General features: G+C 71.5%; 19 protein-coding genes. 5 read left to right on the forward strand and 14 right to left on the reverse strand.

The window, feature by feature from the left end:
* Positions 1-498: 498 nt before the first annotated feature.
* On the reverse strand, positions 499-972 hold the full coding sequence (locus tag ACIRRU_RS24570; RefSeq protein ID WP_403683913.1) for a spore-associated protein A: 474 nt from the start codon (positions 970-972) through the stop codon (positions 499-501).
* Between the two features lie 363 nt (positions 973-1,335).
* The gene (locus ACIRRU_RS24575; protein ID WP_403683915.1) at positions 1,336-1,845 is read right to left on the reverse strand and encodes a GNAT family N-acetyltransferase; all 510 of its coding nucleotides are present in this window, start codon (positions 1,843-1,845) and stop codon (positions 1,336-1,338) included.
* Between the two features lie 481 nt (positions 1,846-2,326).
* Between ACIRRU_RS24575 and malX the strand changes: the two genes are divergently transcribed.
* Together malX and ACIRRU_RS24585 are read left to right on the forward strand one after the other, a co-directional pair.
* Positions 2,327-3,964 carry a maltose/glucose-specific PTS transporter subunit IIBC gene (gene malX / locus ACIRRU_RS24580; protein WP_403683916.1) on the forward strand — a complete coding sequence of 546 codons (1,638 nt, stop codon included), beginning with the start codon at positions 2,327-2,329 and terminating at the stop codon, positions 3,962-3,964.
* Positions 3,965-4,028: 64 nt separating this feature from the next.
* On the forward strand, positions 4,029-5,180 hold the full coding sequence (locus tag ACIRRU_RS24585; RefSeq protein WP_403683917.1) for a MalY/PatB family protein: 1,152 nt from the start codon (positions 4,029-4,031) through the stop codon (positions 5,178-5,180).
* Between the two features lie 124 nt (positions 5,181-5,304).
* On the opposite strand, the gene ACIRRU_RS24590 is transcribed toward ACIRRU_RS24585, so the two are convergent.
* The 7 genes from ACIRRU_RS24590 to ACIRRU_RS24620 all read right to left on the reverse strand — a co-directional run bounded on the left by ACIRRU_RS24590 (position 5,305) and on the right by ACIRRU_RS24620 (position 12,150).
* On the reverse strand, positions 5,305-6,678 hold the full coding sequence (locus ACIRRU_RS24590; protein WP_403683919.1) for a tryptophanase: 1,374 nt from the start codon (positions 6,676-6,678) through the stop codon (positions 5,305-5,307).
* Entirely contained in the window at positions 6,651-7,901 is a 1,251-nt protein-coding gene (locus ACIRRU_RS24595) for a tryptophan dimethylallyltransferase family protein (RefSeq protein WP_403683921.1), read from the reverse strand. Before ACIRRU_RS24595 ends, ACIRRU_RS24590 begins: the two co-directional genes overlap by 28 nt.
* Before the next feature lie 339 nt (positions 7,902-8,240).
* The gene (locus ACIRRU_RS24600) at positions 8,241-9,596 is read right to left on the reverse strand and encodes a cytochrome P450 (protein ID WP_403683923.1); all 1,356 of its coding nucleotides are present in this window, start codon (positions 9,594-9,596) and stop codon (positions 8,241-8,243) included.
* Positions 9,593-10,198: an ATP/GTP-binding protein gene (locus ACIRRU_RS24605; protein WP_363204174.1), complete on the reverse strand. Its 606-nt coding sequence runs from the start codon at positions 10,196-10,198 to the stop codon at positions 9,593-9,595. Before ACIRRU_RS24605 ends, ACIRRU_RS24600 begins: the two co-directional genes overlap by 4 nt.
* Positions 10,173-10,556, reverse strand: coding sequence for a DUF742 domain-containing protein (locus ACIRRU_RS24610; RefSeq protein ID WP_363204173.1), 384 nt, complete (start codon positions 10,554-10,556; stop codon positions 10,173-10,175). Before ACIRRU_RS24610 ends, ACIRRU_RS24605 begins: the two co-directional genes overlap by 26 nt.
* Positions 10,553-10,951 (reverse strand): roadblock/LC7 domain-containing protein, encoded by a 399-nt coding sequence (locus ACIRRU_RS24615; RefSeq protein ID WP_363204172.1) that lies wholly within the window; start codon positions 10,949-10,951, stop codon positions 10,553-10,555. The genes ACIRRU_RS24610 and ACIRRU_RS24615 overlap by 4 nt, the downstream gene beginning before the upstream one ends.
* Entirely contained in the window at positions 10,948-12,150 is a 1,203-nt protein-coding gene (locus ACIRRU_RS24620; RefSeq protein WP_403683925.1) for an ATP-binding protein, read from the reverse strand. Before ACIRRU_RS24620 ends, ACIRRU_RS24615 begins: the two co-directional genes overlap by 4 nt.
* Positions 12,151-12,960: 810 nt before the next feature.
* Here ACIRRU_RS24620 and ACIRRU_RS24625 point away from each other — a divergent pair.
* Entirely contained in the window at positions 12,961-14,058 is a 1,098-nt protein-coding gene (locus tag ACIRRU_RS24625; RefSeq protein ID WP_403683927.1) for an FAD-dependent monooxygenase, read from the forward strand.
* 126 nt (positions 14,059-14,184) lie between these two features.
* Here the strand turns inward: ACIRRU_RS24625 and ACIRRU_RS24630 are convergent, their stop codons facing one another.
* The 3 genes from ACIRRU_RS24630 to ACIRRU_RS24640 all read right to left on the reverse strand — a co-directional run bounded on the left by ACIRRU_RS24630 (position 14,185) and on the right by ACIRRU_RS24640 (position 16,213).
* Positions 14,185-14,616 (reverse strand): SgcJ/EcaC family oxidoreductase, encoded by a 432-nt coding sequence (locus ACIRRU_RS24630; RefSeq protein ID WP_403683929.1) that lies wholly within the window; start codon positions 14,614-14,616, stop codon positions 14,185-14,187.
* 27 nt (positions 14,617-14,643) lie between these two features.
* Positions 14,644-15,591 (reverse strand): helix-turn-helix domain-containing protein, encoded by a 948-nt coding sequence (locus ACIRRU_RS24635; RefSeq protein ID WP_403683931.1) that lies wholly within the window; start codon positions 15,589-15,591, stop codon positions 14,644-14,646.
* A 244-nt stretch (positions 15,592-15,835) separates the two neighbouring features.
* Positions 15,836-16,213: a helix-turn-helix domain-containing protein gene (locus tag ACIRRU_RS24640; RefSeq protein WP_363204167.1), complete on the reverse strand. Its 378-nt coding sequence runs from the start codon at positions 16,211-16,213 to the stop codon at positions 15,836-15,838.
* A gap of 76 nt (positions 16,214-16,289) precedes the next feature.
* Between ACIRRU_RS24640 and ACIRRU_RS24645 the strand changes: the two genes are divergently transcribed.
* The gene (locus tag ACIRRU_RS24645; RefSeq protein WP_363204166.1) at positions 16,290-16,700 is read left to right on the forward strand and encodes a RidA family protein; all 411 of its coding nucleotides are present in this window, start codon (positions 16,290-16,292) and stop codon (positions 16,698-16,700) included.
* Positions 16,701-16,832: 132 nt separating this feature from the next.
* On the opposite strand, the gene ACIRRU_RS24650 is transcribed toward ACIRRU_RS24645, so the two are convergent.
* A complete protein-coding gene (locus ACIRRU_RS24650; RefSeq protein ID WP_403683933.1) occupies positions 16,833-18,080 on the reverse strand; it encodes a serine hydrolase domain-containing protein in 1,248 nt (415 codons plus the stop codon).
* Between the two features lie 215 nt (positions 18,081-18,295).
* Here ACIRRU_RS24650 and ACIRRU_RS24655 point away from each other — a divergent pair, with 215 nt between their 5' ends.
* Positions 18,296-20,179, forward strand: coding sequence for a LamG-like jellyroll fold domain-containing protein (locus tag ACIRRU_RS24655; protein ID WP_403683935.1), 1,884 nt, complete (start codon positions 18,296-18,298; stop codon positions 20,177-20,179).
* A gap of 233 nt (positions 20,180-20,412) precedes the next feature.
* On the opposite strand, the gene ACIRRU_RS24660 is transcribed toward ACIRRU_RS24655, so the two are convergent.
* Positions 20,413-21,291 carry a TauD/TfdA dioxygenase family protein gene (locus ACIRRU_RS24660; RefSeq protein WP_403683937.1) on the reverse strand — a complete coding sequence of 293 codons (879 nt, stop codon included), beginning with the start codon at positions 21,289-21,291 and terminating at the stop codon, positions 20,413-20,415.
* Positions 21,292-21,302 lie beyond the last annotated feature (11 nt).

Genomic DNA, 21,302 nt, shown 5'->3' on the forward strand with positions numbered 1-21,302 from the left:
CGGGGGGGGGGGGCGGCCAGGCACGGTGTGGTGGGGTGGGGGGGGGGGGGCCCCGGCGGCCCCCCCCCCGCCCCGGGGCCGCGGCCGGGGGGGGGGCCCCCCCCGCGCCCCCCCCCCCACGACTGGGCAGGCGTACGTTGTGATCCGGATAGGCTGAGGTTGCCTTAACGGAGTTTTGTGGACACCAACCGGGACAATCCGGAGCGGCAGGTGCGGTTGAGCTTCCTGGGCTGACCGGGATCGTCCAGCCGGGGCGTGCCGCCGGTTCTCCGTCCTGCGCGCGCTCGGACGGGGAGAGGGAGTGCGTGGCAGGGACCTCAGGGCGATCGGACGACCCTGCGACGGTCGCGGGAAGTCGCTGCTCGGGATGCGGCGTGAACTTCCCCCGGCTCGGCCTGCGGCAGGCGTGTGCCGCTTCCGCCGCTTCGCGGCCCGTCGGGTGGTGTGCGCACACCACCCGACGGGCCGCTCGCGTTCAGCGCGGGACGTGCCGGCCGGTCACCGCTTCGCGGCCAGTGAGCCGCAGTTGGTGCCGTTCTTGCCCGCGACCTCGCCGGAGATCTCGCCGCGCCACGTCACGCACAGGCCGCGGGCGTCGAGATACACCGGTCCCGCGTACGTGGTGAAGTACCCCGTGTCCGTGACCGTCGTGGTGGGCGAGGCGAAGCCGAGCGAGGCCGTCATGTGCACGGCCTTGCCGGGCTTGGTGCGGACGGTCACCACGCAGTTCTTGCCGGTGGCGGAGCTGTACGTGAGGAAGACCGTGCCCTGGGTGCCGATCTGGGCGGAGTTCACCACGGCGTAGCCGCTGCCGCAGGCCCCGTTGTACTGCGCGGCGGCGGCCTTCTTCGCCGAACCGGTCGGACGGGCGGTCGGCTCCGCCGCGGCGGCGGCCGGTGCGAGGACCATCGCCGCGCAGGCGGTGGCGGTGGCGGCGGCTCCGATGGCTGATACGCGTCGGATGTTGATCATGTTGTTTCCCCGGTTTCTCGTTCGGTCACTGCGCGACGCCTGGTCGGGCGCGCGGCTCCCCACTCTGCAGCTGTGGTGCGGGTCACACATCGTCAGACCGGCTGTGACGCGCAGGAGTTGTACCGTCAGCCCGCTGTTACGAATTCAGGACACAGCGGTGCGAGATCGTCTTTCGGGGAATCGGTGTTCCGCTCCGGCCCGGTGACCTCCGGACGCCCGCTCGGCCCCGCGGCGGGCTTCCCGAAGTCCCGCAGGGCGGATCCGGTGGCCGGGGCGCGATGCCGGTGATCGCCGTCATGTCCCGGCGCCACGACCCCGTACGCGGGCGACCGGACGCCGTCGTCGTCGCGGCCGGCGTCGCTTTCAGCCGGCGGTTCCGGCGGTCGTGCTGAAGGAGATCCAGACGTCGGGCGCCAGGTCCGGATGGTTCGGCACCGGTCTGCGCTCCTCGGTCCACGCGTCACCGGCGATCTCCGTGGCGACTCGGCGCCAGAACCGCACCGCGCCCCTGTTCGCATCCTGGAACGCGATCTCCCACGCCCCCGGATGCCGGGCCACGAGGTCCTGAGCGGCCTGCGTCCCGGCCCCCGCCCGACGGGCCCCGCGTACCACGAAGAAGCTGTTCATCACGCGCGTCCGACCGGTCAGACCGCGGACCACCGCGAACCCGGCGGGGCGGTCACCGCTCATCAGGAGATACGGCGCCCGGTCGGGGTCGGCGAAGGCCCGGTGGAGTCGTGTGTCCCGGAAGGACCCGTCGGGGGCGGGCAGTTCGCCCTCCACCTCCGACATGTCATGCCGGAACATCAGCCACAGGCGTTCGGCCACGGGTTTGTCGGCAGGTCCGGCGAGGCGCAGGGAGATGTCCGGCATGGGACTCCATGGTGAGGGCGGTCGGCTTCACCCGGAGACGAACTGACTCCGGGGGCGAGGAGGCCTCCCGGCCGATTCGGACTCCGGACCGGGAAGGCCGGTTGCTCAGGAAGAGTCTCACGCACCTGCGAGGGGCATGAGGGCGGTCGGGTCGCGACCGCATACGTACACGGGAGTGAGGTGCGGTCGCGCGGCCAGGGAACGGTAGGGGGAGGAGGCAGGCGTCCCCGCGGACAGGTCATCCGCCAGCTCATGGGCGCCGCGGTCCTCCGGTGCCCGCGTGCAGCAATACTGTGACGCAACGTGTCCACGGCATACGGGTACTTCAGGACATACCCCAGCTTCCAGGGTGGGTGGGACGCCCGGCCGAAGGGTCGGTTCCACGGACCGTTACGGTTTCGGGGATCCGGGTCCTTCGGCCTGTCCTGGAGGGTCCTTGGTCCCTTATCCGCCCCATACGCGCCCGTGGAGCATGTGAGCCATGAAGAAGACCAAAGCGGCATTGTGGGAGTTCCTGCAAGGTCTGGGAAAAACGTTCATGCTGCCGGTCGCGCTGCTGGCCTTCTGCGGCATCATGCTGGGCGTCGGCGCCTCGCTGTCCAGCGAGGCGGTGACCGACAACCTCACCTTCCTGCGCGGTGAGGGGTTCCACCTCGTCTTCACCTGGATGTCCAGCACGGGCCAGGTCGCCTTCAGGTTCCTGCCCGTGCTGTTCGCGATGGCCATCCCGCTGGGCCTGGCCAGGGAGGACAAGGGCGTCGCCGCCTTCTCCGGCTTCGTGGGCTACGCGGCGATGAACCTGGCGGTGAACTTCTACCTCACCGCGAAGGACGTCGACCTGGAGAGCGAGAAGGAGATCGCGCACTATGGGATCGCCGACGTCATCGGCGTCCCGTCCATCGACACCGGCTTGCTCGGCGCGGTCGTCGTCGGCATCATCGTCTCCCTGCTGCACCGGCGCTTCCGTACCCAGCGGATGCCCGACGCCTTCGCCTTCTTCGGCGGGCTGCGCTTCGTACCGATCGTCTCCGCCCTGGTCCTGAGCGTCGTCGGCCTGGTCATCCCGCTCCTGTGGCCCACGTTCAACAGCGGCATCAGCTCCGTCGGCCGCGCCATCGGCCACGCGGGCGTCTTCGGCCCCTTCTTCTTCGGCATGGGCGAGGTGCTGCTGCGCCCGGTGGGCCTGCACCACATCCTCGTCGCGATGTTCCGCTTCACCGACGTCGGCGGCTCCGGCGCGGTCTGCGGGGACCAGGTCAGCGGCGCGCTGAACATGTTCTACGCCCAGCTCAACTGCTCCGGCGCCCCCTCGGAGGCCGTCCGGGACGCGACCGGGTTCCTGGCCCAGGGCAAGATGGCCGTCTACCTCGGCGGCCTGCCGGGCGCCGCCCTGGCGATGTACCACTGCGCGCGGCGCACCATGCGCCCCGAGATCAAGGCCCTGCTGGTCTCCGGTGTGGTGGCCTGTGCCGTCGGCGGTGTGACGGAGCCTCTGGAGTTCCTGTTCCTGTTCATCGCGCCCTGGCTGTATCTGATCCACGCCGTCCTGGTCGGCCTGGGCTTCCTGGTCGCGGCCCTGCTCGGCGTCTTCATCGGCAACACCGACGGCAACGTCATCGACTTCCTCGTCTTCGGCGTCCTCCAGGGCACCACCACCAAGTGGTACCTGGTGCCGGTGATCGCCGCGATCTGGTTCGCCGGTTACTACTTCCTGTTCCGCTGGGCGATCCTGCGGTTCGACCTCAAGACCCCGGGGCGCGAGGACGATCCGGAGCCCGGGACCGAGAGCGCCGAGGCCCTCTCCGGCGAGGAGTCCGGGGCGTCCGGAACGCCCGACAGCGACTCCGCCGCGCCCGCCCCCGTGCTCGTGGCGGGAAAGTACGACGCGGCAGCGATCCTGGCCGCCATCGGCGGGCCGGAGAACATCACCTCCCTCGACAACTGCATCACCCGGCTGCGGATGACCGTCGAGGACGCCGACCGCGTCGACACCGACCGGCTGAAGAAGCTGGGCGCCGTCGGCGTGATGAAACTGGACGCGCACAACGTGCAGGTCGTCATCGGTCCCCAGGTGCAGTCCGTGAAGGACGCCATCGCCGAGCTGACCCCCGCCCGCTGAAGGCCCACGGGCGGCCGGGCTTTGGTGAGCGCGGTCGCCTCCCCACCCCCTGGATGAGGCAGTGATGACCACGTACGACTTCGACACCCCGGTGGACCGGCACGGCACCTGGTGCACCCAGTGGGACTACGTCGAGGACCGCTTCGGGGTGGCCGGTCTGCTGCCCTTCACCATCTCCGACATGGACTTCGAGACGGCCCCCGAGGTGCTGAGCGCACTGCGCGGCCGCCTGGAGCACGGGGTTCTCGGCTACTCCCGCTGGCGGCACGCCGACTTCCTCGGCGCCGTCACCGACTGGTTCGCGGTGCGGTACGGCGCCGAGGTCGCCCCGGAGTCCGTCGCCTACGCCCCGGCCGTGCTCTTCCAGGCGGGCGAACTGATCGACCTGTGGTCGGCTCCCGGTGACGGTGTCGTCGTGCACACGCCCGCCTACGACGCCTTCCCCCGGCTCGTCGGGGCCCGGGGCCGGGAGCTGCGGGGCTGCGCCCTCGACGACTGGACGGAGTTCGAGCGACTGATCGCCCTCCCCGACACCTCGGTGCTGCTGCTGTGCTCCCCGCACAACCCGACCGGGCACGTGTGGACCGAGGCCGAACTGGACCGGATGGCGACCCTGTGCGCCCGCCACGACACCGCGGTGATCAGCGACGAGATCCACGCCGACCTCGCCCACGTGCCGTTCTCCACCTGGGTGCGCCAGACGAACGGCCCCGGACGCTGGGCCGTCGTCACCTCCGCTTCCAAGTCCTTCAACATCCCCGCCCTCACCGGCTCCTACGGCATCATCGGGGACCCGCCGACCCTGGAGGCCTACCTCACCCGTCTGAAGGACGCCCACGGCCTGTCCTCACCGGCGGTGCTCGGCCTGGTCGGCCATGTCGCCGCCTACCGCTCCGGCGCACCCTGGCTGGACGAGTTGCGGGGCTACGTGCACGGCAACCTCCGCCTGGTCGCGGACCACCTGAACACGGCCTTCCCGGCCCTCGCCTGGCAGCCGCCGGACGCCGGCTACCTCGCCTGGATCGACCTGCGCCCGCTGGCGGTGGACGACGCGGCGCTCCAGCGCGAGCTGGTCGAGCGGGAGAGGACGGCCATCATGCCGGGCACCGCCTACGGAGCCCCCGGGTTCGTGCGCCTGAACGTCGGCTGCCCCCGGACGAAGGCCGAGGCCGGGGTACGGGCGCTGGTCTCGGCGCTGCGACGGCTCACGGCCTGAGGACCGGACCCACCGCGCCGGACACGGGCCGGGCCACCGGCCCCGGCCAGGCCCGCGCCCCGGCCCCGGCACGGGTGCCCGCAGTCACCGCCCGGGCCGCGCGCAGGGGAGCGAGCCGAGGCGGTCAGGAACCGGACTGCACGGGCTCCAGCCGGATGCTGAAGTGGCGCAGGATCGGTGACTGGGCTGTGACGCGGTAACCGCCCACCGACTGGGGGTTCTTGGCGATGTCCGCCAGGGTGGCGGCCACGTGGTCGTAGTGGCTCCGGGTGTAGACCCGGCGGGGCAGTGCGAGGCGTACGAGCTCGTAGGGCGCGGTCTTGACGGGGTTGCCGTGTTCGTCCTCCTCGCCGAGGTAGAGGGAGCCCAGCTCCGCCGAGCGGATGCCTCCGCGCAGGTAGAGCTCACACACCAGTGCCGTGCCGGGGTACTGGTGCGGGGGGATGTGCGGCAGGAGACGCCCTGCGTTGACATAGAGGGCGTGGAGGCCCGCGGGCTCCACGATGTCGACGCCGCTCTCACGGATGCGGGCGGCGAGGTAGGCGGCGATGTCGGCCCGCTCGGCGAGGTAGGCCGGTTCGGTGACCTCCAGGAGGCCGCGGGCCATCATGTCGAGGTCGCGCCCTGCCAGGCCGCCGTAGGTGGTGAACCCCTCGGTGGCGATGAGCAGGCCCCCGCACTTCTCGGCGAGTTCCGGGTCCTTGAGGCCGATGAAGCCGCCGATGTGGACGATGCCGTCCTTCTTCGCGCTCACCACACAGCCGTCCGCGAGCCGGAACGCCTCCTCGGCCACCTGGCGGGGGGTGCGGTCGGCGTAGCCGGGTTCGCGCCGGGTGACCAGCCAGGCGTTCTCGGCGAACCGGGCCGCGTCCAGGATGAGGGGGACTCCGTGGCGGCGGCACAGCTCTGCGGTCCGGTGCAGGTTCTCCATGGAGACCGGCTGTCCGCCGCCGCCGTTGTTGGTGACCGTCATCACCACGGCCCCCACGGGCGTCCGGTGCGCGTTGCGCAGCGCCTCTTCGAGCGCGACCAGGTCGATGTCGCCCTTGAAGGGATAGTCGCTGTCGAGGTCCTTCGCCTCCGCGCAGGGCAGGTCGTACGCGTGGCAGCCGGTCAGCTGGACGTTGGCGCGGGTGGTGTCGAAGTGCGTGTTGGACAGCACGCTCGCGCCGGGCGCCAGCAGCGAGGAGAACAGGATGCGCTCGGCGGCGCGACCCTGGTGCGTGGGCAGGATATGGGGGTATCCGGTGAGGGCGGAGACGACCTCATGCCACCGGTAGTAGCTGCGGCTGCCCGCGTAGGACTCGTCGCCGCGCATACCGGAGGCGAGCTGGTCCGCGGAGATCGCCCCGGTCCCCGAGTCGCTCAGCAGGTCGATGGTGACTTCGTCGGCACGCAGGTCGAAGGGGTTGTAGGCGACCCGCTTCAGCGCGGCCTCGCGCTCCTCCCTGGTGGTGAAGGCGATCGGTTCTACGACCTTGATGCGGTACGGCTCCACGTGTCTTCCTTCGGTGTAGTGGCGGCTGGGGCGTCCTGCGGCCCGGTACGAGGGGCGAGGTGCGCCGCGCCGGTGTGCGGGGAGGCGGGATCGGCCCGCGGGAACTGCTGCTGCGGCGGCCGGACGGAGTAGGCCTCGGAGGACAGGTAGGCGGTGATCCGGGGGGGCCGGTCCCGTTCGTACACGAGGGCGAGGTAGGCGATCAGCCCCACCCCCTCGGAGAGCTCTCGTCCGGTGAGGGCGCGCAGACTCCGGCCGAGGACCGAGGCGTCCATACCGAAGCGGGTCAGCAGGGCGGTCGCCCGCGCGAGGGCGGCCTCGTCGTCGCGGACGTAGTCGCGTACCGGGATGTGGAGGGTGAAACCGTCCGGGCGCGGCGTGCCGTCGGTGAAGGAGTGACAGGTGAGCGCGGGCCTCCGCAGAAGCCGCGGCGCGCCTGCCTCGCCCCATGCGGAAGGCGGGGACCCGGTCACCACGTGGAAGAAGTACCGGGTGTCCTCCGCCGCGGCACCGAAGCCGTGGGCGAGCGCCTGGGCGTCGTCGGCCGACATCCTCGGGTGGCGCACGTACACCTTGGTGCGCGGGGCGCTCCAGGCGCCCAGGTCCAGCGCGAGGAACGGGTATCCGGCCGCCTGCGGGAGCCGCGCGAAGGAGTCGCCGTATCCGAGCCGGCGCAACGCCTCCTCCACGGTGCGGGCGGCGTGCTCGGGTCCGGAGGCGGAGGGGTTCAGGTAGACCTTGACACCGGGAGCCTCCCCGGCGCGCAGGTCCAGGGCGTACCAGAGAGCCAGGGGTCCCTGGGCTCCGGCCGGGAAGAACAGGTCCTCCAGGGCATCGAGCCGGTCCGTTGCGAAGTTCCAGCGCTCGGCCATCGCCCGCACGGCCGCAAGCCCGGCGACGCCGTTCCCGCCCGGGGTGCCGTGGGCCCAGCCGGGTTCCACGAGCATCCGCAACGCCGGAGCCGCGTCGGGCGTGCAGGCCAGGGAGAACTCGACGGGGGAGTGGTCGTCGGCCAGGAAGCTGGGCGACGCCGGAGGCAGGGACAGCGGTCGCCGGACCGCGTCCCCCAGGGAGTCGAGCACGGCCTGCCCGCACCGTGCCGTATCCGACGCGCCCAGTCCCACCGTGGCGCCGAGCCGCCGGAGTTGGCCCAGTACGTGCTCGCCGACCGTCGTCCCGCCGGGTTCGGCCGACGGTATGCCGGGTTCCCGAGAGGTGGTCATGGCGTTCCCCCTGGTGCTCGATGCCGAAGGCGTCCGCCGGGGGCACCGCCACCGGTCCCGCCGGGAGAGGGGGCGGGATGCGGCCCGTCGGAGCGAGCGGGTATCCGGCCCTGGGGTCCGTCGGGACCGCGGTGCTCGCGCGAACCCCTTCTTCTCCCCGTGACACGCCGCTGACCAGGATGTCTGTCCCGGGAACAGGGCGCGGAGGTTGCGGGGTCCACTGCCTCTCCTTTCTCTTGTGTCACTCCGGACACTCCGCGCTGCTCTACCCCAGTTGTTGATCATTCATGCAAGTCGCCGCGACTCCTCGTGTCACCCACGTCACAGGAGGTTCGACGGCTACGAGCCCGTCAGCCACCTCACGAAGCTGCTCCAGCGTCCCGCCCTGGCACCGGTCGGCGAGGGTGCCGCGGCGGGGGCGGGGGCGTCGGGGAGGCGCGCCTGGCCGTAGTGCGACGCGTCCTGCGGCTGCGGCTGGGCCGGCGCGGGACGGGCCGAGACCGCCGAGAAGCGCACGGGCAGGGCGGTCAGAGCCCGGTTGAACGGACCGGGACGCCACACGAGGCTGTCCGCGGGGACGGCCAGCTCGACATCGGGCAGCGCGTTGAACAGCGCCTCCAGACCGGTCAGGGCGATGAGCCGGGCCGGTTCCTTCGAGGGGCACGAGTGCGGGCCCGCGCTCCAGGCGAGGTGCCCGCGGGTGTCGGCCCCCTGCTCCACCAGCGCCGCGTTGGCGGCACCGAAGGAGACCAGGACCAGCTCACCGGCGCGCACCTTGTCGCCGCCCACGTCCGCGTCGGCGACCGGGTAGTGCGGCGCGTAGTTGGACATCGGCGCGTTGCGCCACAGGGTGTCGTCCAGCGCCTTGTCGAACTGCCCGTTGCGCGCGTACTCCTCGTTGGTCAGCATCGTGTAGAAGCCGTTGCAGATCAGGTTGCCCTCCGGCTCGCCGCCCGCGCCGAGGAGCAGCACCAGCGTGTGCGCCAGCTCCTCGTCCGTCAGCCGGGAGTGATGCTGCATCAGGTAGGACGTGATGTCCTCGCCCGGCTGGGAGCGCTTCAACGCCACCAGTTCACCGACCGCCTGGAGCAGCACCCGGCTCGCCTGCTCGGCGTTGACCCCGTCGAACATGCCGGCGATGCCGAAGAGCACCCGGTCACCGATCTCCGCCGGGCAGCCGAAGAGCTCGTTGAAGACGTAGAGGGGGAGTTGCTGGGCGTAGTCCCTCAGCAGGTCGGCCGAACCGCGGGAGCTGAACTGGCTGATGAGGAACTGGGCGGCCTGGTTGACGATCTGGCTCAGCCGCCCGTTGCTCACGCGGGCGAACGACTCGGTGATGGCCTGACGCAGCCGCAGGTGCTCGGCGCCGTCGGTGAACATGCAGTTGGGCCGGTAGGCCAGCAACGGCAGGACGGGGCTGTCGGGGCTGATCAGGCCCTCGTTCAGCGCACGCCACCGCCGCGAGTCCTTGCGGAAGGTCGACGGGTCCTGAAGGAGATCGAGGGCGGCGCTGTAGTCCGTCACCAGGGTCGCCTCCACTCCGGGGGCGATGGTGACGGGAGCGGTCGGGCCGAACTGACGCATGTACGCGTAGTAGGCATGCGGGTTGGCCGCGAACTCCGGTGTATCCAGGGGTATGCGTGCACCGCTGCCGTGTGCCGGGCAGCCGGGTGGTGGTGCGGAGGGGGTTGTCATGCGTGCTCCAGAGAGGCGCGCTCTTGCAGGTAGCGGACCATAGTGATCAGTGCGTTGACGGACGACTTCTTGTCGCGCGCGTCGATGGTGACGACCGGGGTGTCGGGCAGCAGGTCGAGTGCTTCCCGAACGGCGGTGGGGGTGTGCTCCGTGCCGCCGTCGAACTTGTTGATGGCCACGGCGAAGTCGAGGCCGTAGCTCTCGACCAGGTCGATGACCTCGAAGCTGTCCGCCAGGCGTTCGGGGTCCACCAGGACGAGGGCGCCCAGCGCTCCCCGGGCCATGTCGTCCCACAGCTCGACGAACCGCTGCTGTCCGGGGGACCCGAACAGGTACAGCACGATGCGTTCGCTGAGGGTGAGGCGGCCGAAGTCCAGGGCGACGGTGGTCGTCGTCTTCCCCTGTACTCCCTTGAGGTCGTCCACGTTCTCCGAGAGGCTCGTCATCCGCTCCTCGGTCGACAGCGGTGCGATCTCGGAGAGCGAGCCGATCAGGGTGGTCTTGCCGACGGCGAAATGACCCACGACCAGGATCTTCACCGCGGTCTGCTGTCCGCCGCCGCGCACGTACGCGTCCTCAGACAGAGAGAGCCCGGAGACCATCGAGCACCTCCTGGAGGAGAGTTGAGCTGGCGAGGCGGGCTTCGGGAACCGGTGCGCGGGTCACGAGGTAGCCCCCCTCCGCGAGTGAACTGAGCAGGACCTTGACGACGCCCAGCGGCAGCTGGGAGTGCCCGGCGATCTCCGCGACCGACAGATAGCCGTTGGAGCACATCTCCATGACCTGCCGCTCCTCGGGGGAGAGGCGCTGGGGACGCTGCCGTTCGTCGGTGGCGGTCGTGACGAGGGTGATGAGGGAGAACGTGTCGTCATCAGGCAGGTCGCGCCCGCAGGTGATGACGTAGGGGCGTACTAATGCGCCGGTCTCGATCTCGGGCTCGGTGCGGTCGGAATCCGTCATGAGGTGACCGCGTCGTTGCGGAGGCCGGAGGACATCGCCTTGCCCAGCCGGCTGACGAGCTGCTGCATCCGGTAGGTGATGTCGCCCATGTCGACCTCGACGGAGGCCGCCACGGCCAGATAGGAACCGCCGCCCGCGGCGTTCAGGAAGACCCAGCCGCCGTCGAACTCGATCAGCGTCTGGCGCCAGGCCGTCCGTTCGTCACCGCAGAAGAAGCCGACGGACCGGCTGAGCGACTGGAGCCCGCTCACCGCGGCGGCCACCTTGTCGGCGTCGTCCCGGCCTATGTCCGCCGTGCGGGACATCTGCAGGCCGTCGGCGGAGATGAGGACCGCGTGCAGGGCGTGGGGAATCGCCAGCGCGTCCTCAAGCATCCAGGACAGGTCGTCGCTCACGGGGCATCGGTTCCTTTGTGTGAATCGGCTGGACTGGATGCGCGTTCGACGTCCGGTACCCCCGTGCTCCGGCCGTTGGCGGTGCCGCGCTGAAAGGCCCCCATGACCGCGACCCTGGACTCCGGCGACCGGGGCGGCGGCGGGGACGCGGCAGCGGTCTGGTTGTCCGGCACGAGTGCCATGCCGCGCTTGTTCCGCCGCTGGGGCAGCCCGTTGGGCGTCGTCGCGGGCATCGAACCGCGCGCCTCCGGCTGCGGAACATCCCCCGCGGAAGCGTCCGGGCGGCTGGGCTCCGGCATGTCGGTCAGCAGCTCCCTCGGTACCATCACCACCGCGCGGACACCCCCGTACGGAGAGGTCCCGTCGATGTTGACCGTGAACCCGAAGCGCGCGCACAACGCGCCGATCACCGCGAAACCGAAGGCCGGAGGGTTGCCGAGCTCGGAGACGCTCACCGTGGCGCCCCTGCTCAACAGGAGCGAGGCGTTGGTCTTCTCCTCCTCGCTCATGCCCACGCCTGCGTCGTCGATCACGACGCAGATTCCCTTGGGCACCGTCCGCACGTTGACCTCGACCGTCGAGGCCGGCGCCGAGTAGCTGGTGGCGTTGTCGAGCAGCTCGGCCACCGTCAGGGCGACCGGTTCGACGGCCCGGCTGGTCACCGCCAGGTCTATCTGCGACAGGACGTCCACCCGCTGGTAGTGCCGGATACGGCCCTGAGCCCCGCGGATCACGTCGTACAACGACGCCGCCTCCCGCTGTCGCCCGAGCCACCCGCCGCACAGCACGGCCACGGACTGCGCACGCCGGTTGAACTGCGCGTTCATGTGGTCGATGTCCAGCATGTCGCGCAGGACGGGGGAGTCGCCGTACTTCCTCTGCAGCCCGGCGATGGCCCGCTGCTGCTCCGCGGCGAGTCCCTGGAGCGTCTGCATCGCGGACTTGAGAACGGTGTTGGTGGCGTTCTCGGCCTCGGCCTTGGCCTGCCGGACCACTTCGGCGTAGCCGTTGCGCAGTTCCTCTATTCCGGCTTCGAGCTGGAAGCGGTTCTGCTGAAGCTGCCCCAACTCTCCCTCCACTCCCTGCTTCTGGCGGCGCAGCTCCCTGATCGTCTTTCTCTGACGGACAACAACCGTGGTGGCGACAGGGACGCCGGCAGCGAGCGCCCAGACTGTCGGATCCTGCCAAAAGTTCGTCATGTAACTCTCTTTGAGCGGCTGGAGCCCAGTTCCCGCAAGCGGTCTGGGCGGACCCTCGTCTGCGGGCAGCCTGCACCACTCGGAGGGCCCCCTGGCTGTAGCCATGCCAAGGAGAATGTTCACCGGGCATGTGCCGGAATCGTATCACCGGAAGATCAAGATGATCTGTCAAGTCAGCCACGCCATCGCACCCCCTTGGCGCAAAAGTGACGTTGCCGCCGGGCGTATCCGAGCGCCGAGCGTGACGAAGGGCCTGATCCGGGTCACGGACCGGCCGCGTGGGTCCCCGTGCCGCCCGGCCGCCTTTGGCCTACTCCCGCTTGCCGGATGCTCAACTCCTGTGTGGTACACGGGAGATGGGGTGTGGGAAATCTCGGATTTTCTCAACATTCGTGTCACCGCGGGCCCTGCCGCAGGGGTGGCGGTCAGCGCCGCGAAAGCGACTCCGGAGCCCGGTGGTCGGCACCGTCCCGCCCCCTCGCCGCTACCGGCGCGACGCGTGCCCGTCAGGCGGCCGTGGCCGGGAACCGCTGAGTCCGTCCCGCCCCGGGGGCCTGTTCTGACCGGTAAGGCCACCCTGACCTGCGACGGCCTGGGCGGACCGTCGGCGTTCCCGCCCACCGGCGGCACCGCGACCACCGCATCCGGGCCGAAGCGTCGTCGGGCGCATCCGTGTGACACACAATGGAAGCCGGTGCGGCGGCCGGTTACCCAGCTCTCCGCGTCCGGGCTCTCCGCGTCCGGCGTGGTCCGGGCCGGTCCGCCTGAGTCGTCGCGTGGTCCGATGTGGTGAAGGAAACTCTTGTGAACATGCCTCGCACTTTGATCGTCGGGGCCGGTATCTCCGGCCTGGCACTGGCCAAGGCTCTACTGGACCGCGGATTCCCGGTCGATGTCGTCGAGCGCCGTGCCGACGACGGACAGGCCTTGGGCGCAGGCCTCTACCTTCCGGCGAACGCCGTCCGCGCGCTCCAGGGCATCGGCGTGGGGGACGAGGTGGACAAGCGCGCGGAGCCCGTGACGCGGCAGAGCCTCCACGACCGGCATGGGCGTCCGCTCGCGGAGTTCGAAGTGAGCCGGATCTGGGGCGGGGTGGGCCGCTGTCTGGCGATCACCCGGGGCGATCTGCACGAGGTGTTGCGTACGGCCGTCGACGGCACCGTCGTCCGTCACGGCACCGAGCTGAGCTCGGTGGCAGAGGGCGGCACCGTGACCTTCGCGGACGGGACCACCGAGGCGTACGACCTGGTGGTGGGTGCGGACGGCATCCATTCCGCCGTGCGACGCTCCCTCTTCGGCGGGCCGGAACCACGCTTCCTGAACCAGGTGTGCTGGCGGTTCATCGCCGACGACACCGCGATACCGGGCCTCACCGACTGGACCGCGCGCCTGGGGAGCAACGGCCGGACCTTCCTGACCGTCCAGCTCGGCGGCGGCCGCGTCTACTGCTACGCCGACATCAACAGCTCCGGCACCACGGCTCCGGCCGGTGACTGGCGCGGGCTCTTCGCCGACTTCGGCGGGCCGGTACCGCACGTGCTGGAGCAGGGTGCCGACGCGCACTTCGCCGCACTGCACGAGAGCGAGAACACGGTCTGGACGCGTCCCGGTGCCGTCCTCATCGGCGACGCCGCCCACGCCTTCTCCCCCAGCATGGCCCAGGGCGGCGCGATGGCCCTCGAAGACGCTCTGGTGCTCGCCGACACGCTCACCACCGCACCCGACGTCACCGCGGCCCTCGCCGCCTTCACGACCCGCCGTGCCGAGCGGGTCGCCTGGGTGGTGTCGCAGAACCACCGACGCGACAGGACCCGCAACCTGCCCACCCCGCTGCGCAACGTGATTCTCCGCCGGGCCGGGGAGCGTCTTTTCCGGGCCAACCACGCGCCCCTGCACGCCCTGCCGTAGCCAGACCCGCAACGGCAGGGGGCCGGGGCGAGGGGCCCGGCGAGCGGAGAGGCGCCGACCCGTGCGGCGCGGCCCCCCGTTCGGGCGGGCGCCGCGCCGGTCCGCGGGTCCGGCCTCCGGGGCGCTCTACCCGGCAGCGGAGTCCAGGGCCATCGCGGTCTCCAACGGGATCAGCCGCGCGTTCTGGAGGGTGACGACCTCCCAGCGGTCGTTCTGCCACACGAGGACCAGGAGCTGCATGAAGCGGCGGCTGGATCGCTGCTCGTCCTCACCCGGCATCACCAGGGTGACGCGGTGGTGCACCACCGCCTCTCCCGGGCGGACGATCCGGGTGAACGGCACCTCGCTCCGCACCATCCGGGAGCCCTTCAGCACGGTGTCGAAGACCGGCTGGTTGAACGCGACGACTGCCGCGCGGCCGTGGTGAACGGTCCCCTCGAAATCCACCAGCACGATGTCGTCCGCGAAGTCGGCGGTGAACGCGGCGGCGTCCCCGTTGTTCCAGCCTTCGTTCATCCGGGCCGGGATGGTGCTCAATGCCTCGGCCGACTGTTCCATGGAAGTGCCTCTCCGTGTCCTGTACGTTCACCCGCCATCCTGGGCCGACGGGACGGGAGACGCGTTGTCCACCGGCGCACGGTTCTTGGACATCAGTGCCGTCGCGTTGTATCCGTAGGTGGCCTTGAACAGCCGGCTGAAGTGCGCCGGGTCGGTGAACCCCCACCCGGCGGCGACGGCCGCGACGGTTCGGCCGCTACCGGCCAGATCCGCGTGGCAGCGGGCCAGGCGCTCCCGGCGGATCAGGGCCGCCACCGTCAACGGCTGGTCCTCGAAGAGCTTGTGCAGGCGGCGCACCGAGATGTGGTGCGCGGCGGCCACCTTCGCCGGGCTGAGGTCCCGGTCGGCCAGCCGCGCGCTGATGAAGCCGGTGATCCGGGTGCGCAGCGCATCGTCCGGGACCGGGCGACGCGCCTGGCCCAGCCGGTCCGCCAGCGCGGCCGAGATCAGCTCGGTCACCGCCGCCGCCGACCGGTCCGCCTCCCCGGCGGGGAAGCCGTCCAGGGACCGCACCATGTCCCGGGCGAGGGAGAACACCAGGGCCGCGGGACCGCGGTCGCCGGGCACCCGGACCCCGGCCAGCCGCGCGGCGTCGTCCGGCCGCAGGCGCAGGGAGTCCCGCGGCAGCAGCAAGGTCACGTGGGTGGTAGCGGTGCTGGCGAAGCGGACGGGCCGCGCCGGGTCGATCAGGATCAGGTCGGCGGGCCCCAGCTCGGCGGTGCCTCGGCCCTGCTGAGCGCGCACCCGCCCCCGGGTCACCAGCTCGACCTGCCAGAGCGCGCTGTCGGCGGCGCGGGCGGACCGCTCGTCCCGGAAGCACTCGCCCGCCGGGGTCACCAGCTCCGCCATCCGCAGCGGTCCCAGCCGGCGGGTGACCACATCGGCCCGGAAGACCTCACCGGTGTGCCGCCCACCGCGCAGGGGCGGCAGACCGCTCGCCGCGAGGGTCTCCACGAAGGTGTCGACGGCGTTCATACGATGTCAGTGCCCGGCCCGCCGGTGCGGTGGGCGCTCCGGCGTGCGCGCCGTTCGGCCGCGTTCGTCATGTCCCACCTCATCCGTGTCCGGCAAAAGCCGGCCCGGCTTTCCCGGCCGACCCTACCGGCCTGGTGCCGCGCCCGTCGGGCCCCGCCCCACCGGCCCGGCGAAGCGAGAATCCGACGGGCAGGGCACGAGCTTCGACGGCCGGCCGCCCGCGACGCCTGGGCCCGGGGCCAGGTCAGCGGCCGGTCTCCGCTTCCTCCCGCGTCGCGAACTCCTCGCGTGCGCGTTCCACAGCGGGCATGTTCTGCGAGGCCCAGGCCAGCAGGACGTCGACGGGGTGCCGGAGGGTCTTGCCGAGGGGGGTGATCCGGTACCGGACCGCCACGGGGCGGACCGAGACGACCTCGCGTTCGATCACCCCGTTCCGTTCGAGCCGCCGCAGGGTCGCGGTCAGCGACTTCTGCGTGACCTGGGGGATGGCCCGGCGCAGTTCGTTGAAGCGGCACGGGCGTTCGCACAGCTCGTTGAGGACGCTGAGCGACCATTTGTCGAGGATCTGGTCCAGCAGTTCACGGTGCGGAGCGTCGATGCGGAGTTCGTCGTCGGTATCCACGGTGAAACCTGGTCTCGTTGAAGTGTCTTTCTCCTACTAGGTAGCTTATCGATACCTGTTGAGAAGGAGAGAACCCATGACCGTTCAGCACTTCACGCCGAAAGGCCTGCTGCAACCGGCCCCCTACCACCACGTCGCCGTGGGCACCGGGACGCGGCACATCCACGTCAGCGGGCAGGTCGCGCGCCTGGCCGACGGAACTCCGGTGGCACCCGGGGATCTGGCCGGGCAGGTCGCCCAGGCGCTGCGCAACACCGCCGTCGGGCTGGCGGGCGCGGGGGCGTCGTTCGCGGATGTGCTGCGTCTGACCCTCTACGTGACCCGGTGGAGCCCGGAGAAGATCGGCGACCTCATGGCCGGTGTGGAGGCCGTCGCCGAGGAGATCGGCCTCCCGCTCCCGATGCCCCCGGCCTCCCTCATCGGCGTCGAGTACCTCTTCGAGCCGGACGTCCTCGTCGAGGTCGAGGCGACCGCGCTCCTGGACTGACCCCTTCGAGGCGGACGCGGTCGGCACCGGCACGCGCCGAGCGGTGTTCGGCTGCCGCGCGGCCGCCCGCTCGGTGGTCACTCCGACGGGAAGGCGCGCGAAGCCGGGCGGTGCCCCTGCGGTCCGCTCCGGCTAGCGGCGTCGGTCCGGGCGCTGCGGCGCCTCGTCCAGGACGGTGGAGAACAACGCGTCCCGCAGGGCCACCTCACGAGGGTCGTCCCACAGGTGGAATCCGGCCCGGTTCATGGCGTAGGCGAAGCCGACGCCGGTGTCCGGATCGGCGAAGGCGAACGACCCGCCCAGGCCCATCGTGCCGAACGCCGTACCCGCGGAGGAGCCGAAACGGAACCGTGGCGACGGTTTCATGTAGCCGAGGGAGTAGGCGGTGTCGACCCGCAGCACCTGGTCCCGCGGTCCACCGCTCGGCGGCCGGGCCGTGCCGGTGAGGGCCCGCACCGTGCCCGCATCCAGCCCGAGGGCCCTGCCGCCGGTCGCGGCGTCGCCGTACAGCTTGGCGATGGAGCGCACCGCGCCGATGCCGTTGACGGCGGGGATCTCCAGCGCACGCACATCGGGGCGGTTGAACGCCTCGACCTTGCCCAGAGCCCGCGGGTTGCCGAACGCCCGGGTGGCGAGGCTGCGTGGATTGCTCAGGGCCAGCACGAACGGCAGAGGCATCTCGCCGATGTGCAGCAAGGTCTCGATGGTGGCGAAGCCGTGGATGTGCGCGATCCGGTCCGGATCCACGGTCGGTGGCAGCCCGATGTGGAACTCGGCGTCGAGCGGGGCGGCGATCTCCTCCGCGAAGTAGCGCCCCAGGCCGCGCCGACGAGGGTCGACGCGCCGGATCAGCTCGCTCTCGTAGTAGCCGAGGGACTGGCCGTGATAGCCGTGCCGTGTCCCGGGTGTCCAGGCCGGCCGCTGGGCGGCCAGCGCCGCGGACAGCACGGGCGGGTCCGCCAGGTCCGCGAGGCTCAGCGGGCGGTCGATCACCGGCAGTCCCGCCTGGTGCGAGAGCAGTTGGCGCACGGTGACATCGCCCTTGCCGGCCTCGGCGAACTCGGGCCAGTAGGCGGCCACCCGTGCGTCGTAGTCCAGCTGCCCGCGCGCGTGAGCGAGGGCGACGGCCAGTGACGCGACCCCCTTGGTGGTGGAGTACACCGGGACCAGCGTGTCCTCCTCCCAGGGAGCTCGGGACAGCCCGTCGCGGTACCCGCCCCAGAGGTCGACGACCTTGACCCCGTCCCGGTAGACGGCGCACGCGGCGCCGACCTCCCGGCCGTCGGCGAAATTTCGCCGGAACGCGTCCGCGACCGGACCGTAGCCCTCGTCCACCTCCCCTCGGACGAGTGCTGCCGGCACGTCGACGGTGAACACCATGTCTCAACCTCTCCAGGGCGGGCCGCAGATGGTGGCCGATGACACCCAGCCTGCCCGAACTCCGCCCGGCACGGGTTCGCGGACGGCGCTGGGAGGCCGCCCGGTGTGACATACAGCACCTTGCGCCGACTGTTCAACTGGGCGCCACCGAACCGTCGAAGGAGCTCAGCAGCGTTCGGCCTGGCCGAATACATCGCATCGAAGCTGGAGCAGTCATGGGCGCGGAAGAAGAGCAGAACCCCGTAGTGAGACGTGCGCTGCTGCGCGCCGCGGTCGCGGTGCCCGCGGCCGGTGCCGCCGGCATGGCCCTCTCCGGGCCGACGCCCGCACACGCGCAGCCCCGGGCGGCGGCCCGCGGTGGACGGTTCGACCCGCGGAGCCCGCGCTTCGCCCTGGCGGTCCTGCCGGACACGCAGTATCTCTTCGACGCCGACAGCGCCGATCCGACGCCGCTGCGCGAGACCTTCCGGTACCTCGCCGCCGAGCGGGCCTCGGCGAACATCGCGTTCATGACGCACCTCGGCGACGTCACCGAGCACGGCACCGAGGACGAGATCGAGCTCGCCGCCGACACCTTCCGCACCCTGCACGGCAAGGTGCCCTACAGCGTCCTGGCGGGCAACCACGACATCCGCTCCTCGACGGACGACCAGCGCGGCGACTCCGCCTACCTCGCCGCCTTCGGCCCCGCCCGGTACGCGTCCATGCCCACCTACAAGGGCGCCTCGCCCGACGGCTACAACACGTTCCACGTGCTGCCGGCCGGAGGCCGCGAGTGGCTCGTTCTCGCCCTCGACTGGCGGGTGTCGGACAAGGGGATGCGCTGGGCGCAGCAGGTGCTGGACACGCACCCCACCCTGCCCGCCGTCCTGACGACGCACGACATCGCCTGGGCCGACGGCGAGGGCCGTGCCACCCTCTCGGGCAACGGCGACCGCCTGTGGAACGGCCTGATCAAGGGCAACGACCAGATCTTCCTCGCCCTGGGCGGCCACAACTGGCCCCCGGGACGCACGGTCCTGACCAACGACTTCGACAACGATGTCCACGTGCACGTCACCAACTACCAGGACCGCTACTACGGCGGCGCGGGGATGATCCGCACCTACGGCTTCGACCTGGCGCGGGGCGTCATCGACGTGGAGACGTTCTCGCCCTGGTTCCTGTCCCGGGAGCCGCGGAAGCGGTCGGCCCTTGAGGCCGAGACCGTCGAACTCACCGGTGACGTGGACCGGTTCAGCCTGGCCGTCGACTTCGACGAGCGCTTCGCCGGCTTCGCCCCGATCCCGGTGCCCGCCCCCCGTCCGCCGTCGGCCGTCATGCCGCGCGGCACCCTCGCCTACTGGCGCTTCGACGCCACCGGCACCAGGGCGCCCGGAGCGGGCGGCACCCCCGTGGCGGACGGTGTCGTGATGCGGGACCTGTCCGGCAACGGGAACGACCTGACGGTCAGCCGGCTCCACGCGGGCGGGCCCGAGGCGCTGACCTGGTCCACGGACCACCACCTCGGCCAGCCCGCGCACGCCAGTATCCGATTCGACGGCGGCAAGAACCCCGACCGCGGCGCGATTCTGACCACCGGCGCCCGAGCGCCGCTCAACGCCGAGAAGTTCCCGCGCGGCTACACCATCGAGACCTTCATCCGGCTGCCCGAGCCCTTCGAGGGCGATCACGACTGGATGGGTGTCCTCAGCTGGCAGGGCCGCAGCGGTGACGCGGGCAAGACCACCGGCTGGTCCCCCCTGGAACCCACGTGCAGCCTGAACGTGTCGCCGGAGCGCTACCTCCAGTTCGTGGTCTACCCCCACCGCCAGGACGCCGACCCCACCTCCTGGAGCCACACGGTGCCCGTCGGCCGCTGGATGCACATCGCCGTGGTCAACGACGGCCGCCGCACCACGCTGTACGTGGACGGCTCGAAGATCGCCCGCAACCCCTCCCAGCCCTCGACCGGCATCGCCACCCTCGGCAAGCCCTTCGTTCTCGGAGCCACGTCCTTCGACGAGAGGTTCGGGCAGGGCTTCTACGGTTCGATGGGAGACACCCGCATCGTCGGACGGCCCCTGTCCCGCAGGGAGTTCCTGCTCCCCGCCGACTGAGCGGGGGGGGGGCGGGGGGCCGGACCGGCGGGCGGGGCGCGCGGCGGGCCGGGCGCGGGGGGCGGGTGAGGGGCGGGGGCGGGGGCCGGGGCCCCGCGCCCCCCCCCGGGGGGGCCCCCCCCCCGCCGGCGGGGGGGCGGGCCCCCCCGGGGCGGGGGGGGGGGGGGGGGGGGGGGGGGGGGGGGACCGGACCGGCGGCCGGGGCGCGCGTCGGTCCGGTCGCGGTGTGCGGTTCAGGCGCGGGGGCGGGTGCCGGAGACCGCGATCCGCCGGCCGTGCCGGGTGTGCGGGAAGTAGTCCCAGATCGCGTGGTGCTGCACGCAGCGGTTGTCCCAGAGCACCAGGGTTTTGGGCTGCCAGCGGACCCGGCAGTGCAGCAGGGGAGTGGCCGCGATGTGGCGGTAGAGCAGCGCCAGGAGGGCCTCGCTCTCCTGACCGGAGAGCTGCGGGATGTGGGAGGTGTAGGGGCCGTTGACGAAGAGCAGCCGCCGGCCGGTGTCCGGGTGCCGGACCACGACCGGGTGCTCGTTGCGCGGGACGTCGTACTCGGGCGGCGGGGTCTGGCCCGCCGTCTTCCACGGCATGGCCCCGTCGTGCACCGCCGTCAGCCCGTCCAGGAAGGAGCGGAACGCGGGCGAGAGCAGTTCGTAGGCGAGGTGCATGTTGGCGAACAGGGTGTCCCCGCCGCTTCCGCCCTCCGGGACGGTGGTGATGTGCAGCAGGGAGCCGAGCGACGGCTCCGGGTCGGCCGTGCCGTCGGCGTGCCAGCCGTTGCCCGCCACCATGCGCGAGTCCCGGTCCGCCCGGATCTCCAGGATGTACGGGTCGGAGCCCTCGGCCGGCAGGGAGACCGGGTGCAGGTCCCCGAAGAGCGACGCGAAGCGTTTGTGCTCCTCCGGGGTGATGTCCTGGTCGCGGAAGGCGAGCACGTGGTGGGTGAGGAACGCGTGCTTGATCTCCTTCTCCTGCTGCGGAGTCAGCTCGCGCGACAGGTCGATGCCGGAGACCTCCGCGCCCAGCAGGGGGGTGATCGGGGAGACGGACAGCGTCTCGTACGGTTCGGCGGGGCGGGTGGTCAGCCGCTCGACGGCTTCGCGTGCGTACTCTTCCACGGGGTTCCTCC

Source organism: Streptomyces sp. NPDC101181 (genome assembly GCF_044767975.1).
Lineage (GTDB): Bacteria > Actinomycetota > Actinomycetes > Streptomycetales > Streptomycetaceae > Streptomyces.